The following is a 16,702-nucleotide window of genomic DNA, read 5'->3' on the forward strand; positions in this document are numbered from 1 at the left end:
CTTTGCGGAGAGCCCTGTCGGGACTTAGGTCACCGGCAGGGCTCTTCTTTTGTTGTGTTGTGGGCCACTCGGTGTTCATGTTGTCTGGGCACGATGCCGCTCATGGGGACTCCTACGGATGAGCTGCTGCATGAGTTGACCCGGGCGCGTGTGCGGCCGGGCGACGAGGTCATCGTGCCGTCCTACGGCACTCCCGAAGCCGCGGAAGCGGTGCTGCTTGCCGGCGCCAGGCCGGTCTTCGTGGACATCGACGCCCATACCTACTGCATAGACCCGGCCGCGGTGGCCGGGGCGCTGACGCCCCGGACCGCGGCCATCGTGGCCATTCACACCTTCGGACACCCCGCCGATATGGCGGCCCTGACCGAGCTGGGCCGGCGGAACGGCGTGCTGGTGATCGGATACGGGGCGGCCCATGAGCCCGCCGGGGAGATTCTGCGGCGGCAGGCCAACGCGGCCTATCTGGACGGAAAGCTGCGCGGGGTCCTTACCCCGCCTGTCTCGCCCGGAGTGGAACACACCTATCAGCAGTACGTCGTTCGGGTTCCCGGCAACGGTCGGCCGGACCGGGACGCCTTCGCCCGTACGCTGCGTTCTCGCGGCGTCGTATGCCATGTGCCCGTACAGACGCCCGCGCACCGCACCGCGCGCTTCCGGCGCGATCTGTGGCTCGCGGAGACCGAGAGGGCGGCCGATGAGTGCCTGGCGCTTCCCGTCGATCCGACCATGTCGCGGCGGGAGTTGCAGCGGGTGGTCTCTGCCTGCAACGCGCTGGGCGGGCTGCTGGAGTCAGCCGCCTGAGCCATTGGGCGGGTGGTCGGGCGCGTACCCGAGTTCGGGTATGATCTATTCCGTCGACGCGCCCCAATAGCTCAGTCGGCAGAGCGTCTCCATGGTAAGGAGAAGGTCTACGGTTCGATTCCGTATTGGGGCTCTCCTGCGAAGGCCCCCGCCAATTGGACGCTGACTCTGTCGGGGATCTTGGCGGTCTGCTCAGTCTCTGGCAGACCGCCAAGACCTCGGCCGGGGGATCCCGTGCTGGTCCAGGTAGTTCTGGAAGGCGGTCGGCGGCCGGGACGGAGGTGCTTCTCCGGTTGGCGGCCGTCGGCTGAGGCGCTCGATGTTTGCGGCGATGGCTGTGAACACGTGCTGTAAGTGGGCTTTGTGCTGTCCCCGGTAGCGGCAGCGGCGCATGCCGTGTCCGTGGGCGAGCTCGTTGATGGTGCCTTCCACTCCGGAGCGGACCGCGTAGCGGGCCTGCCATTCGGATGTCTGCTGCTCGGCACGGACGCGGAGTTGCAGGTCACGGAATTCTCGCGGGGGAAAGCCCACGCTCCGGGCGCTGTCGGCGGTGGTCGTGCAGCGGGTGCGGACCGGGCAGGGGCGGCACTGGCTCTTGGTGAACCGTGCCACGATCAGAGGCGCCGCGGTGGGCGAGGAGGCCGGATAGGGGCCGTGCCATCCCGCGCTGGTCTCGCCCTGTGGGCAGGTGACCTGACGGCGGTCGAAGTCGATGTGGAAGTCGTCGCGGCCGAAGCCGTTGTTCCTGCGGTTCTGGCGGGTGGTGTTGACCGGCAGTGGTCCGGTGACCGTGACCTGGTGTTCGCGGGCTGCCTGTTCCAGATGGATCAGGGAGGTGTAGCCGCCGTCGACCAGGTGCTCGGCGGGCAGCAGCCCGCGGCGCGACAGACGGGTGTGGATGCCGGGCAGCGCCTTCGCGTCGTAGCCGGTGGCGTCGGTGGTGGCCACATCCGTGATCACGTTGACGCCATCAGGATCACAGGTCTCGGTGAGATGCGCGACGAACCCCTTCCAACGGGTGACGTGTCCGCGGCGCGCGTAGCGGGCCGTCGGATCGTAGGGCGAGACGACCGCGACGGCCGAGGGCGGCAGCCCGCCGTCCTCGGCGGTGCGCCAGCGCAAGCGGCCCGCCCCGTCGCGGTAGTAGTTCTGCACCATGATCTGCCGCAGAGCCTGGACGCGGGGACCGGACAGGCGTTCCGGCCCGTGCTGCCGGAGGTGCTCGATCAGCCGGACGGCGTCGCCTCCGGTGGCGAGGATCCTGGTCTTGGGGCGGGTGGGGTTCTTGCCCAGACGGACCGGGCGGCCGTAGCGGCGCCCCCACTCCTCGTTGACCAGGCCGGCCAGCAGGTGCGGAGCTGCGCCGGCCAGCTCTTCCAGCGCGGCGCGGACGGCCTCGGTGACCAGTTCCAGCCGGGTCAGGTCGCGCACCGCGGCCAGGACGTGGGTGGAGTCCGTGCGCTGGGTGGTGCGCTCGCGGACGAGACCGGCCTCCTCCAGGCGCGCGAGCGCGAGGTCGAGGAGACGGTCTGCTCGGCCGTCCTCGGTGAGACGGTCGCGGAAGTCGGCCAGCACGCTGTGGTGGAAGCCGGGATCGTCCAGTTCCATGGCCAGCGCGTATTTGAAATCGATGCGGCAGCGAACCGCCTCGGCCGCCTGCCGGTCCGACAGACCGAGAAGGAACTGGAGCACACAGACGGTGGCCAGCTGGGCGGGCGAGAGACCCGGGCGGCCGTCGCGCGGGTACCAGTCGGCGAAGTCCTCGTCCCGCCACAGCCCGCCCAGGTGATCTCTCACCCACATCGCCGTCGTACCGCCCGGGTTGCTCGCCCGAGCCATCTGCACGGTCAGAGAAGGAACTTGCTCACCAGAACGCGGGCGGAGCGACAACGGGCACCTCGACAACTGCATCGGTCCTTGAACAGAGTCGAGCATGCCCGTTGATCATGCTGCCTCGCCGGGGATCCTCAAGATCCCCGACAGAGTCAGCGTCCAATTGGCGGGGGCCTTCATCATGTTCGGGTATTGCCTTCGAGTATGGCCGGGGACGCCACGGCGCCCGGCCGTCCTCAGGAGTCGGCGGGCTCGGGGACGCGCATCGCCAGGATCGCCATGTCGTCAGAGGGCGGCTCCGCAGCGAAGCGCTCGACCGCGCGCAGCACCCGCGCGGCCACCGCGCCCGCCGTAAGGCCGGTGCAGGTCGTAAGGACGTCGATGAGGCCGTCGTCGCCGAGCATCCTGGTGCCCTCGCGCCGCTCCGTCACACCGTCGGTGACGCACAGCAGCACATCGCCGGGGTCGAGCGTCACCGTCTGCTCGTACAGCTCGAGGTCCTCCATGACGCCGAGCAGCGGCTGCGGTTCGGCAGCCGCCTCGATGCTGCCGTCCTGGCGCAGCCGGAGCGGCAGAGGGTGTCCGGCGCAGACGACCTTGAGGACCGCGCTGCCGTCGTGCTGCGGCCACAACTCCCCGTAGAGAAGGGTCAGGAAGCGGCTGCGTGCGCCTTCGTCGAGGATGGCCGCGTTGAGCCGCTCCAGGACGGCGGGGCCGCCGAAGCCCTCGCGGGCGAGCAATCGCAGGGCGTGCCGGGCGAGTCCGGTGACCGCGGCCGCCTCCGGTCCGGTGCCGCAGACATCGCCGATGGCGAAGCCGTACGCCCCGTCGCGGATCGGGAAGAGGTCGTAGAAGTCGCCGCCGACCTCGTTGCCCTCGCCCGCCGCGCGGTAGATGACCTCGACCTCGACGCCGGGGACCTCGGGCTGCTCGGGCGGCAGCAGACTGCGCTGGAGGGACTGGCTGATGGCGGTGCGCTCCGAGTAGAGCCGCGCGTTGTCCAGCGCGAGTGCGGCCCGGCGGGAGAGGTCCTCGGCGAGCTCCAGGTTCTCCTGGCGGAAGTGCTCGTCGGTGGGCTTGCCGAGGATGAGCATGCCGATGACGCGGTTGCGGGCCACCAGGGGCAGTACGACCGTCTCGCCGCCGACCGCGGAGGCGGTCGCGAGCGAGGCGCCGGGGCCGGAGGAGGGGCGGGCGGAGTCGCCGAGGCTGAGGCTGCGCAGCGAGGTGCGCAGGGCGGCGGCGTGGGCCGCGTCATAGGGACCGGACCAGCTGCGGGCCCCGCCGGTGGGGACCTGCTCCGGTGGGTCGATCTTCATCAGCAGGGCCTTGAGCCCGTCGATGCGGTCCTCGTCCTCATGCAGCACGTACGACAGCTCGGGGTCGGACGCCTGGTCGGCGACCGTATAGACGGCGCACCAACTGGCCAGTGTGGGCACCGTCATCTGGGCCATGAGCGCCAGCGTCTGATCGCGGTCCAGGGTGCCCGCGAGGAGGTCGGACGCCTCGACGAGGAAGGACAGCGAGCCGCGGCGCAGCCGCTCCAGCTCGGTGAGGCGGGCGCGCTCGACGGCGAGGGCGATGCGGTCGGCGGCGAATTGCAGCCGCAGGGCCTCTTCGTTGCTGTAGCGGGCGGGGGACTCGGCGGCGACGCCGAGCGAGCCGGTGAGCCGGCCCTCGACCTTCAGCGGGACGGTGACGACGGAGCGCATTCCGGTGTTCACCAGCAGTGGTACGGCGCCGGGCACCGCGGACAGGTCCTCGTGGACGGCGGGCATCCGGGCCGAGCCGTAGCGCCCGGTGCCGGCTTCGACGGGGACGCGGGCGAAACGCTGGCGGGCGGAGGGCAGCCCGGTGGAGGCGCGGACCTCCAACTCGGTCTCGTCGTCGGTGGCGAGGAGCAGATAGGCGGCGTCGCCGTCGAGCATGTCGCGGGCCCGCTCGACGGTGCGCTGGAGCAGGCCGTCGAGGTCGTCGGGGGCCGGTGAGCCGATGAAGACCTCGAAGGCGTCGGTGGCCGGGCCCCGCTCGGCGGCGTCGGTGGTGTCGGCGCTCGCAGCGCGCATCGGGCTCTGGAGTACGGCGCGCTCGCGGTCGCGGACCAGCAGGCACACGGTGGAGGGCTCGCCCTCGGCGTCGCGGATGCGCAGATGGGAGGCGTAGACGGGGGAGACCCGGCCGTCGGCGCCGCGGATGCCGTAGGAGCCCTCCCAGCGGGAGAGCCGGAGCGCCTCGGCGACGCCGGTGCTGGTGCCGGGGGTGTGCGGCCAGGCGGCGAGGTCGGTCAGCGGCTTGCCGACGACCTGCTCCGATTGGTAACCGAACAGCTCCTGAGCGTCGTCGTTCCAGGCGCTGATCAGACCGCCGCTGTCGACCTGGACGACCCCGACCCGGACCCGGGCGTCGGCGATGGGCAGGGCGCTGGAGGGCAGGGCGGGTCCGGCGGCGCGGGTGCCCGCCGGGCGGTCGGGGAAGTCGAGCTGGAACCAGATGTGCTTATGGGTCGCGGTGTACTCCACGCCCCAGCGGGCGGCGAGCGCGGCGCACAGCAGCAGACCGCGGCCGCCCTCGCGGTCGGGGTGTCCGAAGTGGTGGCCGCCGTTGCTCTGGAGCGGGACCTCGCGCTCGGGGTAGCGGTCGGCGACCTCGACGCGGACGCCGGTGTCGGCGCGGATGCAGACCACATCGGCGGTGGTACCGGCGTGCACCACCGCGTTCGTGACGAGCTCGCTGGTCAGGACGACGGCGTCGTCCACGATGTCGGTGAGGCCCCACCCCTGGAGGGTGTCCCGGACAAAGGTGCGGGCGGCGGCGACCGAGCGTCCCACCGGCTCGAAGGTGGCGGCTGCCCGCGCGGTGATCACAGGTCTCCTCATAAATGTCTCGGCGAACTGCTCACCCATGTCGCAGCGCCCCTCCGATGCCCTGGCCGGTTGCCAGGTTACTTACCATCGATGCCCGCGCGAATGCCGGTCGCCCTTGATTCCACCCGGAGTGTGCCTTCGGGGGTGTGGGATGCTGCCGAACTGTTATGGCCTGGTTGGGGCATGGTGAAACACTGGGGAAGCTGGAAGAAGAACCCGACGAGGACGGTCAACCCTGCGGGAGGGACACGGTGGAGTCTGGCGCAGCGGCGCGGGGCACGAATACGCGCGCGAAAGGCGGACGGTCCCGGAGCAATGGGACGACTGAAGTGGACACGGCGGCCCTCAACCGGCTGCTGATCGCGATGACGGCCATGCGGGACGGGAACTTCCGCAAGCGGCTCACGGTCTCGGGCGAGGGCGTGATGTCGGAGATCGCCGCGGTCTTCAACGAGGTCGCGGACCGCAATCTCCAGCTCACCGGCGAGCTGACCCGGGTGCGACGGGTGGTCGGCCGCGAGGGCAAGCTCACCGAGCGCCTGGAGACCGGCGCCTGCGAGGGCCAGTGGGCCGCCGCCATTGACGCGTCCAACGCCCTGGTGGACGATCTTGTGCGGCCGGTGTCCGAGGTGGGCCGGGTGCTGTCGGCGGTCGCCGAGGGCGACCTGGAGCAGCGCATGGACCTGCGGGCGCAGGGCGCCGACGGTTCGGCGCATCCCCTGCGGGGCGAGTTCCTGAAGGTGGGGCGCACGGTCAATGGCCTGGTGGATCAGCTCTCGGCGTTCACCGACGAGGTGACGCGGGTCGCGAGCGAGGTCGGCACCGAGGGCAAGCTGGGTGGCCAGGCCCGGGTGCGGGGGATGTCGGGCTCGTGGAAGGACCTCACGGAGTCCGTCAACACGATGGCCTCCCGGCTCACCGCCCAGGTACGTGACATCGCTCTCGTGACCACGGCGGTGGCCAAGGGTGATCTGTCCCGGAAGGTCACGGTCCATGTGTCCGGGGAGATGCTCGAGCTGAAGAACACCGTCAACACGATGGTGGACCAGCTCTCCTCCTTCGCCTCCGAGGTGACCAGGGTCGCCCGCGAGGTGGGCACCGAGGGCGAGCTCGGCGGCCAGGCGAAGGTGCCGGGCGTCGCGGGTGTCTGGAAGGACCTCACCGACTCCGTCAACCTCATGGCCGGGAACCTGACCGCGCAGGTGCGCGGGATCGCCCAGGTCACCACGGCGGTCGCCAATGGTGATCTGTCGCAGAAGGTGACGGTGAGCGCACGCGGCGAGGTCGCGCAGCTGGCCGAGACGATCAACACCATGACCGAGACGCTGCGCACCTTCGCGGACGAGGTCACACGGGTGGCCAGCGAGGTCGGCGCCGAGGGGCTGCTGGGCGGTCAGGCGCAGGTGCCGGGTGCGGCGGGCACGTGGAAGGATCTCACCGATTCGGTGAACACCGCCTTCCGCAATCTCACCGCGCAGGTCCGGGACATTGCACAGGTGACGACGGCGGTGGCGAACGGCGATCTGTCGCAGAAGGTCACCGTCGATGTGGCCGGAGAGATGCTGGAGCTGAAGAACACCGTCAACACGATGGTGGACCAGCTTCAGTCGTTCGGCGCCGAGGTGACCCGGGTGGCCCGGGAGATCGGCGTCGAGGGCGAACTGGGCGGTCAGGCGCAGGTGCCGGGTGCGGCGGGCACGTGGAAGGACCTCACCGATTCGGTGAACACCGCGTTCCGGAACCTCACCGGACAGGTGCGCAACATCGCCCAGGTGACGACGGCGGTGGCGAACGGCGATCTGTCGCAGAAGGTCACCGTGGACGTCTCCGGTGAGATGCTCAAGCTGAAGAACACCGTGAACACCATGGTGGACCAGCTGTCCTCGTTCGCCGACCAGGTCACCAGGATGGCGCGGGACGTGGGCACCGAGGGCCGACTGGGCGGTCAGGCCCGGGTGGACGGGGTCAGCGGCGTCTGGAAGGACCTGACCGACTCCGTCAACTCCATGGCCGGGAACCTGACGGCGCAGGTGCGGGGTATCGCCCAGGTGACGACCGCGGTCGCGCGCGGCGATCTGTCGCAGAAGATCGAGGTGGACGCCCGCGGCGAGATCCTCGAGCTGAAGAACACCATCAACACGATGGTCGACCAGCTGTCCGACTTCGCCGAGCAGGTGACCCGCGTCGCCCGCGAGGTGGGTACGGACGGCAGGCTGGGCGGTCAGGCGCAGGTGCCCGGTGTGGCGGGCGTGTGGCGCGATCTGACCGATTCGGTGAACGGCATGGCGGGCAATCTGACCGCCCAGGTGCGCAATATCGCGCAGGTCGCCACGGCGGTCGCGCGCGGTGACCTCTCCCAGAAGATCGACGTGGACGCCCGCGGCGAGATCCTGGAGCTGAAGAACACTCTGAACACGATGGTCGACCAGCTGTCGTCCTTCGCGGAGGAGGTCACCAGGGTCGCCCGCGAAGTGGGCACCGAGGGCCAGTTGGGCGGCCAGGCCGAGGTGCAGGGCGTCTCCGGGACATGGAAGGACCTCACCCAGTCCGTCAACAGCATGGCCAACAACCTGACGTCCCAGGTGCGTTCCATCGCGGAGGTCACGACGGCGGTCGCCATGGGCGATCTGTCGAAGAAGATCACCGTTGATGCCAAGGGCGAGATCCTGGAGCTCGTCACCACCGTGAACACGATGGTGGATCAGCTGTCGTCGTTCGCCGAGCAGGTGACCCGGGTGGCCCGTGAGGTGGGCACCGAGGGGCAGTTGGGCGGTCAGGCGCGGGTTCCGGGCGTGACCGGTATCTGGAAGGACCTGAGCAACAACGTCAACCTGATGGCCAATAACCTGACGATCCAGGTGCGGAACATCTCGCAGGTGTCGGCCGCGGTCGCCAATGGCGATCTGACGAAGAAGGTGACGGTCGAGGCGCGCGGCGAGGTCGCGGCGCTGGCCGACACCGTGAACACGATGGTGACGACGCTGTCCTCGTTCGCCGACGAGGTCACGCGGGTGGCGCGCGAGGTGGGCACGGACGGCATCCTGGGCGGCCAGGCCCGGGTGCCCGGTGTCTCGGGGACGTGGAAGGACCTCACCGAGTCCGTGAACTCGATGGCGTCCAACCTGACCGGGCAGGTCCGCAACATCGCGATGGTCACCACGGCCATCGCCCAGGGCGATCTGACCAAGAAGATCGACATCGAGGCGCGGGGCGAGATCCTCGAGCTGAAGACGACCATCAACACGATGGTGGACCAGCTCTCGTCCTTCGCCGACCAGGTGACCCGGGTGGCCCGTGAAGTGGGTACCGAGGGCCAGTTGGGCGGCCAGGCGCGGGTGCGGGACGTGGCCGGCACCTGGAAGGACCTGACCGAATCGGTGAACGAGATGGCCGGCAACCTGACCCGTCAGGTGCGCGCCATCGCCGAGGTCGCCACCGCGGTGACCCGCGGCGATCTCAACCTCAAGATCGACGTGGACGCCTCGGGCGAGATCCAGGTCCTCCAGGACCACATCAACACCATGATCGCCAACCTGCGCGAGACCACGCTCGCCAACAAGGAGCAGGACTGGCTCAAGGGCAACCTCGCCCGGATCTCCGGTCTGATGCAGGGGCGGCGCGACCTGGAGGACGTCGCCCGGCTGATCATGAGCGAGCTGACCCCGGTGGTCTCCGCCCAGCACGGTGCGTTCTTCCTGGCCGTACCGCCGGGCGAGGGCACCGACGTGGTCGCGGACAGCACCTCCGACGACGGCTACGAACTGCTTCTGGTCGGCTCCTACGGCTACTCCCACGGCTCGATGCCCACGCGCTTCAAGCGCGGTGAGACGCTGATCGGCACGGTCGCCGAGGAGAAGCGCCCGATCCTGGTGGAGAACGTGCCACCGGGCTATCTCAAGATCGCCTCGGGGCTCGGCGAGGCGGCTCCGGCCCATGTGATCGTGTTGCCGGTGCTCTTCGAGGGGCAGCTGCTGGGTGTGGTCGAGCTGGCCTCGTTCCAGCCCTTCGCCCAGATCCAGAAGGACTTCCTCAACCAGATCGCCGAGATGATCGGCACCAGCGTCAACACCATCAGCGTCAACACCAAGACCGAGGTGCTGCTGAAGCAGTCGCAGGAGCTGACCGAGCAGCTGCGCGAGCGGTCGGCCGAGCTGGAGAACCGGCAGAAGGCCCTCCAGGCGTCCAACGCGGAGCTGGAGGAGAAGTCCGAGCGGCTGGCCCGCCAGAACCGCGACATCGAGGTCAAGAACACCGAGATCGAGGAAGCCCGGCAGGTGCTCGAGGAGCGCGCGGAACAGCTCGCCGTCTCGATGCGCTACAAGAGCGAGTTCCTGGCCAACATGTCGCATGAGCTGCGTACCCCGCTCAACTCCCTGCTGATCCTGGCCAAGCTGCTCGCCGACAACGCCGACGGCAATCTCTCGCCGAAGCAGGTGGAGTTCGCCGAGACCATCCACGGCGCCGGCTCGGACCTGCTCCAGCTGATCAACGACATCCTGGACCTGTCGAAGGTCGAGGCGGGCAAGATGGACGTCAGCCCGACCCGTATCGCCCTGGTCCAGCTCGTCGACTACGTGGAGGCCACCTTCCGGCCGCTGACCGCGGAGAAGGGCCTGGACTTCTCCGTAAGGGTCTCGCCGGAGCTCCCGGCGACGCTGCACACCGACGAGCAGCGGCTGCTCCAGGTGCTGCGGAACCTGCTGTCCAACGCGGTGAAGTTCACCGACAGCGGCGCCGTGGAGCTGGTCATCCGGCCGGCGGGCGCGGATGTGCCGCACGCCATCCGGGAGCAGCTGCTGGAGCACGGTGCCCTGCGCGACGCGGACGCCGACATGATCGCCTTCTCGGTCACCGACACCGGTATCGGCATCGCGGCGAGCAAGATGCGGGTGATCTTCGAGGCGTTCAAGCAGGCCGACGGCACCACCAGCCGGAAGTACGGCGGCACCGGACTCGGCCTGTCCATCAGCCGGGAGATCGCCCGGCTGCTCGGTGGCGAGATCCACGCGGCCAGCGAGCCCGGCCGCGGCTCGACCTTCACGCTCTACCTGCCGCTGCACCCCAGCGAGCTGCCACCGCACGGCTATCCGCAGCTCGCCCCGAGCGGCGCGGCTCAGAGCCCGCTGGCGCTCGAGGCGTTCCCCGGCGGCGCGGAGGAGGCGGAGGAGGACGAGACGGCGGACCGGGAGGCCGCACACGACGCCTCAGGCGCTTCCCCGGCGTCGGGCGGCCGTGGCGGCTCCGGGCTCTTCCGGCGGCGTCAGCGGGCCGAGCAGGAGGCCTCGCGGGCCAATGGGGAGGCGCCGCCGCAGGCGGAGCCGGATCCCCGGTCGGCGGGCCGCCGCCCGGCACGGCAGGCGCAAGCCCCCGAGCCGTGGCTGCTGGGCGGTCAGGACCTGGTGGCCCCGGAGCCGACGGGCGGCTTCCACGGCGAGAAGGTGCTGATCGTCGACGACGACATCCGTAATGTCTTCGCGCTGACCAGTGTGCTGGAGCAGCACGGGCTCCAGGTCCTGTACGCGGAGAACGGCCGGGAGGGCATCGAGGTCCTGGAGCAGCACGACGACGTCGTGCTCGTCCTGATGGACATCATGATGCCGGAGATGGACGGCTACGCCACGACGGCCGCGATCCGCAGGATGCCCCAGTTCGCCGGGCTGCCGATCATCGCCCTCACCGCGAAGGCGATGAAGGGCGACCGGGAGAAGAGCATCGACGCGGGCGCGTCGGACTACGTCACCAAGCCGGTCGACACCGATCATCTCCTTACGGTGATGGAGCACTGGATGTCGGTGGAGTGACCCGAGGTACGTCCGGGGCGGGAGTGGTGTTGACTGAGTGTCGCCGAACACGTGTGGGAACGCGGTATTCGGGGAACCTTCTGGTCTCCCACCGCGTTTCTGCTACGTGCACAGTGACATCGCGGTGACAGGGTGTGGCGAACAGCGGGGTGCGGCTACCATGACCGGCACAAGGACGGACGGCGCAAGGGAGTCGTCCCCTGGGGCGGCGCCCGGTGCTTCCCCCAGCTTTTCGGGCTGGGGAGACCCCAAGCCGGGACGAGGAGGACGGGGCATGGTGCAGAAGGCCAAGATCCTCCTGGTCGATGACCGGCCGGAGAATCTGCTGGCGCTGGAGGCCATTCTCTCCGCGCTCGATCAGACCCTGGTGCGGGCATCGTCAGGGGAAGAGGCGCTCAAGGCGCTGCTGACGGACGACTTCGCGGTGATTCTGCTGGACGTCCAGATGCCGGGCATGGACGGGTTCGAGACCGCGGCGCACATCAAGCGCCGGGAGCGGACGCGCGACATCCCGATCATTTTCCTCACGGCGATCAACCATGGCCCGCACCACACCTTCCGGGGATATGCGGCCGGCGCGGTGGACTACATCTCCAAACCGTTCGACCCGTGGGTGCTCAGAGCCAAGGTCTCGGTCTTCGTGGATCTGTACATGAAGAACTGCCAGCTGCGGGAGCAGGCGTCGCTGCTGCGGCTCCAGTTGGAGGGCGGTCAGCCCGCCGCCGGGGAGGCCAAGGAGTCGGCGGGGCTGCTCGCCGAGCTGTCCGCGCGGCTCGCCGCCGTCGAGGAGCAGGCCGAGGCGCTCTCCAAGCAGCTGGACGAGTCGGCCGACGCCGCCGCCGTGGCCACCGCGGCGCATCTGGAGCGCAAGCTGACCGGTCTGCGGCGGGCGCTGGACGCGCTGGAGCCGGGTGCGGGCAGCGGAGCCGGTCAGGTCCCCTCGCAGAACTGAACCGATCGACCTCACCGAGCCGGTCAGCCGACCCGTCGCCGTCGGTCGGCCATCGCCGATCGGTCATCCGCACTTTGACGCGCCGTCACGGCCGTCTCACCGCCTCGTCGGCGCGGCGGCGGCGTGTGACGTCGGTGACGCCTGATACCCCCGCCATGCGTGCTCCGTACGGCGGACGCGGGTAATCTCGCCTCCATGGCCTCTCGTACGTCCGGCAAGGGTTCCCAGAGCACGGCGGGCACCTCGAAGAAGCGCGCCGGGCAGTCCGGAGGCGCCGCGAAGAAGGCGGCCGCCAAAAAGGCGCCCGCGAAGAAGGCGCCTGCCAAGAAGTCCGCCGCGCCCGCGAAGAAGGCCGCCGCGAAGAAGGCGGCGGCGAAGGCGGCACCCCCTCCCGCGCCGAATCCCACCAGCGGCGTGTTCCGCATCGTGCGCGCCGTGTGGATGGGGATGGCGCGCGGCGTCGCGGCGATGTTCCGCGGCATAGGGCGCGGCGCCAAGGGGCTCGACCCCGCCCACCGCAAGGACGGCAGCGCCCTGCTGCTGTTCGCCCTCGCCCTGATCGTCGCCGCGGGCACCTGGTCCAATCTGGACGGGCCGGTCGGCGGGCTGGTCGAGATGCTGATCACCGGCGCCTTCGGCCGGCTCGACCTGGTGGTGCCGATACTGCTGGGCATCATCGCGGTCCGGCTGATCCTCCACCCGGAGCGACCGGAGGCCAACGGGCGGATCGTCATCGGGCTCTCGGCGCTCGTCATCGGGATCCTGGGGCAGGTCCACATCGCCTGTGGCGCCCCGGGGCGCGGCCAGGGCACCGAGGCGATACAGGACGCGGGCGGCCTGATCGGCTGGGCCGTCTCCCGGCCGCTGATCTACCTGATGGGCGAGGTGCTGGCGGTACCGCTGCTGGTGCTGCTCACCGTCTTCGGGCTGCTGGTGGTCACCGCGACGCCGGTCGCCGCCATCCCGCAGCGGCTGCGGCAGCTGGGCGTCCGACTCGGCCTGGTGCGCGACCACGAGGACGGGTACGCGCCGGAGGCCGGGTACGACGCGGCGGAGTACGCCGATGAATGGCGCGAGACGCCCGCCAGACGGCCTCGCAGAACCTCGCTCGCCAAAGAGGACCCGGACGTGGCCGGCGGCCCGGAGCGGGCCGAGGAGGAGGCGCTGCGCAAGCGCCGGCGTTCGCGCCGCTCGTCGTCCGTCCAACCGCCGCTCGACCGGCCCCTGGACGCGGTGGACGTGGCGGCCGCTGCCGCCGCCTCGCTGGACGGGGCCGTGCTGCACGGTGTGCAGCCCTCGCCGCTCGTCGCCGGGCTCAGCAACGGGATTTCGGGCGAGCGCGAGGACGGGGCCGCCAGTGGCGGGGTGCCGGTCGCGCGCGACGCCGACAAGGAGCCGGGGAAGGCCGCCGGGAAGAGCGGCGCCCGGGGCAAGGCGGCGGGCGGGAAGGACCGTCCGGACGGAGCCGGCGAGGAGGATCCCCACCAGGTCCCCGACCTCACCCGGCCCGCGGTCGAGGTGGGCGAGCCGCTGCCGCCGCGCGCCGAGCAGTTGCAGCTCTCCGGGGACATCACCTACTCCCTGCCCTCGCTCGAGCTGCTGGAGCGCGGTGGGCCCGGTAAGACGCGCAGCGCGGCCAACGACGCGGTCGTGGACTCGCTGACGAAGGTGTTCACGGAGTTCAAGGTGGACGCCGCCGTCACCGGCTTCACCCGCGGTCCGACGGTCACCCGATACGAGGTGGAACTGGGCCCGGCCGTGAAGGTCGAGCGGATCACCGCGCTGACCAAGAACATCGCCTACGCGGTCGCCAGCCCCGATGTTCGGATCATCAGCCCGATCCCCGGCAAGTCGGCCGTCGGCATCGAAATCCCCAACAGCGACCGCGAGATGGTCAACCTGGGCGATGTGCTGCGCTCGGCGGACTCCGTGGGTGACGACCATCCGATGATCGTCGGGCTGGGCAAGGACGTCGAGGGCGGCTATGTGGCGGCCAATCTGGCCACCATGCCGCATGTTCTGGTGGCGGGCGCGACCGGTTCCGGCAAGTCGTCCTGCATCAACTGCCTGATCACATCGATCATGGCCCGTGCCACCCCGGACGATGTGCGGATGGTGCTGGTCGACCCCAAGCGTGTGGAGCTGACCGCCTACGAGGGCATTCCTCATCTGATCACACCGATCATCACCAACCCCAAGCGCGCCGCCGAGGCGCTCCAGTGGGTCGTACGGGAGATGGATCTTCGCTATGACGATCTCGCGGCATACGGCTTCCGCCATATCGACGACTTCAACGCGGCGGTCCGCAAGGGGAAGGTGAAGGCGCCCGAGGGGAGCGAGCGGGAGCTCAGGCCCTATCCGTATCTGCTGGTGATCGTCGACGAGCTGGCCGATTTGATGATGGTCGCACCGCGGGATGTCGAGGATTCGATCGTGCGGATCACACAGCTGGCGCGTGCGGCCGGTATCCACTTGGTGCTGGCCACCCAGCGGCCCTCCGTGGACGTCGTCACCGGCCTGATCAAGGCCAATGTGCCCTCGCGACTCGCCTTCGCCACCTCCTCGCTGGCCGACAGCCGCGTCATCCTGGACCAGCCCGGCGCCGAGAAGCTGATCGGCAAGGGCGACGGCCTCTTTCTGCCGATGGGCGCGAACAAAGCCATCCGGATGCAGGGCGCCTATGTCACCGAGTCCGAGGTCGAGGCCGTCGTCGAGCACTGCAAGGCGCAGATGGCACCGGTCTTCCGCGACGACGTGACGGTCGGGACGTCCAGGAAGAAGGAGATCGACGAGGAGATCGGCGATGATCTCGATCTGCTCTGCCAGGCCGCTGAGCTGGTGGTTTCCACCCAGTTCGGCTCGACCTCGATGTTGCAGCGCAAGCTGCGGGTGGGTTTCGCCAAGGCGGGGCGGCTGATGGATCTCATGGAGTCGCGCGGCATCGTCGGCCCCAGCGAGGGATCCAAGGCACGCGATGTACTCGTCAAGCCGGATGAATTGGATGGCGTGCTCGACGTGATCCGCGGTAAGGCTCACTCATAAGGGTTTGGCGGGCAACCGTTTCCCCTACCGAAACGTCAAGTTGAGGGAGGTGGCGGAGTGAGACCCCAGAATCGTGACCGAACGGCAATCCCGATGGCGGACAAACTCCGTCCTCCCGCTTGCCCGACCCTTTCGCCCCACCCCTAGACTGAACCCCCAGCAGGTGGCTCACGCTCGAAAGGCGCCCCCGTGTCCATCGGCAACCTCCCCGAAGACGGCAACTCCCCCGAAGACGACCGGCTTTCCATCGGTCGCGCCCTCCAGCAGGCCCGTATTTCCGCGGGGCTGACCGTCGACGAGGTCAGTTCCTCGACCCGGGTGCGCACCCCCATCGTGCGGGGCATCGAGCAGGACGATTTCTCGCGCTGCGGCGGCGATGTCTACGCCCGGGGGCACATCCGTGTGCTCGCCCGCGCCGTGGGCCTCGATCCGGAGCCCCTGATCGCGCAGTTCGACGCCGAACACGGCGGCCGGCCCGCGCCGACCGCGCCGGCGCCGCTGTTCGAGGCCGAGCGGATCCGCCCCGACCCCCGGCGCCCCAACTGGACGGCCGCGATGGTCGCGGCGATCGTCGCCGTCGTCGGATTCGTGGGCTTCACCCTCGTCCGGGGCGGCGACGGTGACGGCTCGACCGTCGCCGACGACCCCGCCTCGCCCAAGCCCAGCGCCTCCGCGCCCACCAACAGCGCCGCCCCCTCCAAGCCCGCCACGCCGAACAAGCCCGACCCGTCCGACAGCGCCATCGCGGGCGTCCCGGCGGACAAGGTCACCGTCAAGCTGACGGCCGAGGGCGGCCAGAGCTGGATCTCCGCCCAGGACCACAACGGCCGGCTCCTCGAGGAGGGCGTGCTGCGCGAGGGCGACTCCAAGACCTTCAGCGACAGCCGGCGCATCGATCTGGTGCTGGGCAACGCCGGGGCGATCAAGCTGTTCGTGAACGGCAAGGAAGTGAAGAATGTCGGCACCAGCGGGGCCGTCCAGCGGCTGAGCTACACCAAGGGAGACCCCGAAGCGGGCTGAGCCACGGGACGATCGGGAGCCCTGGCAGCGGGGGCTGTCGTGGGGACAAAGTAGTCTGAGCGCATGCCCGAACGCCGCACCGTCGCCCTTGTCACTCTTGGCTGCGCCCGTAACGAGGTGGACTCGGAGGAGCTCGCAGGCCGCTTGGCGGCGGACGGCTGGGAGCTCGTCGAGGAAGCCGCCGACGCCGACGTCGCCGTCGTCAACACCTGTGGCTTCGTCGAGGCCGCCAAGAAGGACTCGGTCGACGCCCTGCTGGAGGCGAACGATCTGAAGGACCACGGCCGCACCCAGGCCGTGGTGGCCGTCGGCTGCATGGCCGAGCGATACGGCAAGGAGCTCGCGGAGGCGCTGCCCGAGGCCGACGGGGTGCTCGGCTTCGACGACTA

At 69.8% G+C, this 16,702-nt stretch carries 7 protein-coding genes, 1 tRNA gene and 1 pseudogene; 7 read left to right on the top strand and 2 right to left on the bottom strand.

What is annotated here, in order from left to right:
* Positions 1-102: 102 nt before the first annotated feature.
* Positions 103-801: a DegT/DnrJ/EryC1/StrS family aminotransferase gene (locus NQU54_RS46460; RefSeq protein ID WP_257636319.1), complete on the top strand. Its 699-nt coding sequence runs from the start codon at positions 103-105 to the stop codon at positions 799-801.
* Positions 802-861: 60 nt separating this feature from the next.
* Positions 862-934 (top strand) — tRNA-Thr (locus NQU54_RS46465).
* Positions 935-993: 59 nt separating this feature from the next.
* On the opposite strand, the gene NQU54_RS46470 is transcribed toward NQU54_RS46465, so the two are convergent.
* The gene (locus NQU54_RS46470) at positions 994-2,640 is read right to left on the bottom strand and encodes an IS1182 family transposase (RefSeq protein WP_257636320.1); all 1,647 of its coding nucleotides are present in this window, start codon (positions 2,638-2,640) and stop codon (positions 994-996) included.
* A 230-nt stretch (positions 2,641-2,870) separates the two neighbouring features.
* A complete protein-coding gene (locus NQU54_RS46475) occupies positions 2,871-5,498 on the bottom strand; it encodes a SpoIIE family protein phosphatase (RefSeq protein WP_257636323.1) in 2,628 nt (875 codons plus the stop codon).
* A 251-nt stretch (positions 5,499-5,749) separates the two neighbouring features.
* Here NQU54_RS46475 and NQU54_RS46480 point away from each other — a divergent pair, with 251 nt between their 5' ends.
* From NQU54_RS46480 to NQU54_RS46500, 5 genes and pseudogenes are all read left to right on the top strand, one after another.
* Entirely contained in the window at positions 5,750-11,299 is a 5,550-nt protein-coding gene (locus NQU54_RS46480) for a HAMP domain-containing protein (RefSeq protein WP_257636321.1), read from the top strand.
* 274 nt (positions 11,300-11,573) lie between these two features.
* The gene (locus NQU54_RS46485) at positions 11,574-12,251 is read left to right on the top strand and encodes a response regulator (RefSeq protein WP_020868040.1); all 678 of its coding nucleotides are present in this window, start codon (positions 11,574-11,576) and stop codon (positions 12,249-12,251) included.
* Positions 12,252-12,446: 195 nt separating this feature from the next.
* A complete protein-coding gene (locus tag NQU54_RS46490) occupies positions 12,447-15,293 on the top strand; it encodes a DNA translocase FtsK (protein WP_257636322.1) in 2,847 nt (948 codons plus the stop codon).
* Positions 15,294-15,482: 189 nt separating this feature from the next.
* Positions 15,483-16,313 carry a helix-turn-helix domain-containing protein gene (locus tag NQU54_RS46495; protein WP_069867906.1) on the top strand — a complete coding sequence of 277 codons (831 nt, stop codon included), beginning with the start codon at positions 15,483-15,485 and terminating at the stop codon, positions 16,311-16,313.
* A gap of 63 nt (positions 16,314-16,376) precedes the next feature.
* A pseudogene (locus tag NQU54_RS46500) lies at positions 16,377-16,702 on the top strand (30S ribosomal protein S12 methylthiotransferase RimO); the annotation flags it as partial.

The sequence above is a fragment of the Streptomyces malaysiensis subsp. samsunensis genome, from assembly GCF_024519315.1.
GTDB classification, from domain to species: domain Bacteria; phylum Actinomycetota; class Actinomycetes; order Streptomycetales; family Streptomycetaceae; genus Streptomyces; species Streptomyces malaysiensis.

What these genes read in the sequence shown, in the direction of transcription:
- NQU54_RS46460 (WP_257636319.1), top strand. Translation starts at nt 103, where the DNA reads ATGGGGACTCCTACGGATGAGCTGCTGCATGAGTTGACCCGGGCGCGT.
- NQU54_RS46470 (WP_257636320.1), bottom strand. Translation starts at nt 2,640, where the DNA reads ATGGCTCGGGCGAGCAACCCGGGCGGTACGACGGCGATGTGGGTGAGA.
- NQU54_RS46485 (WP_020868040.1), top strand. Translation starts at nt 11,574, where the DNA reads ATGGTGCAGAAGGCCAAGATCCTCCTGGTCGATGACCGGCCGGAGAAT.
- NQU54_RS46490 (WP_257636322.1), top strand. Translation starts at nt 12,447, where the DNA reads ATGGCCTCTCGTACGTCCGGCAAGGGTTCCCAGAGCACGGCGGGCACC.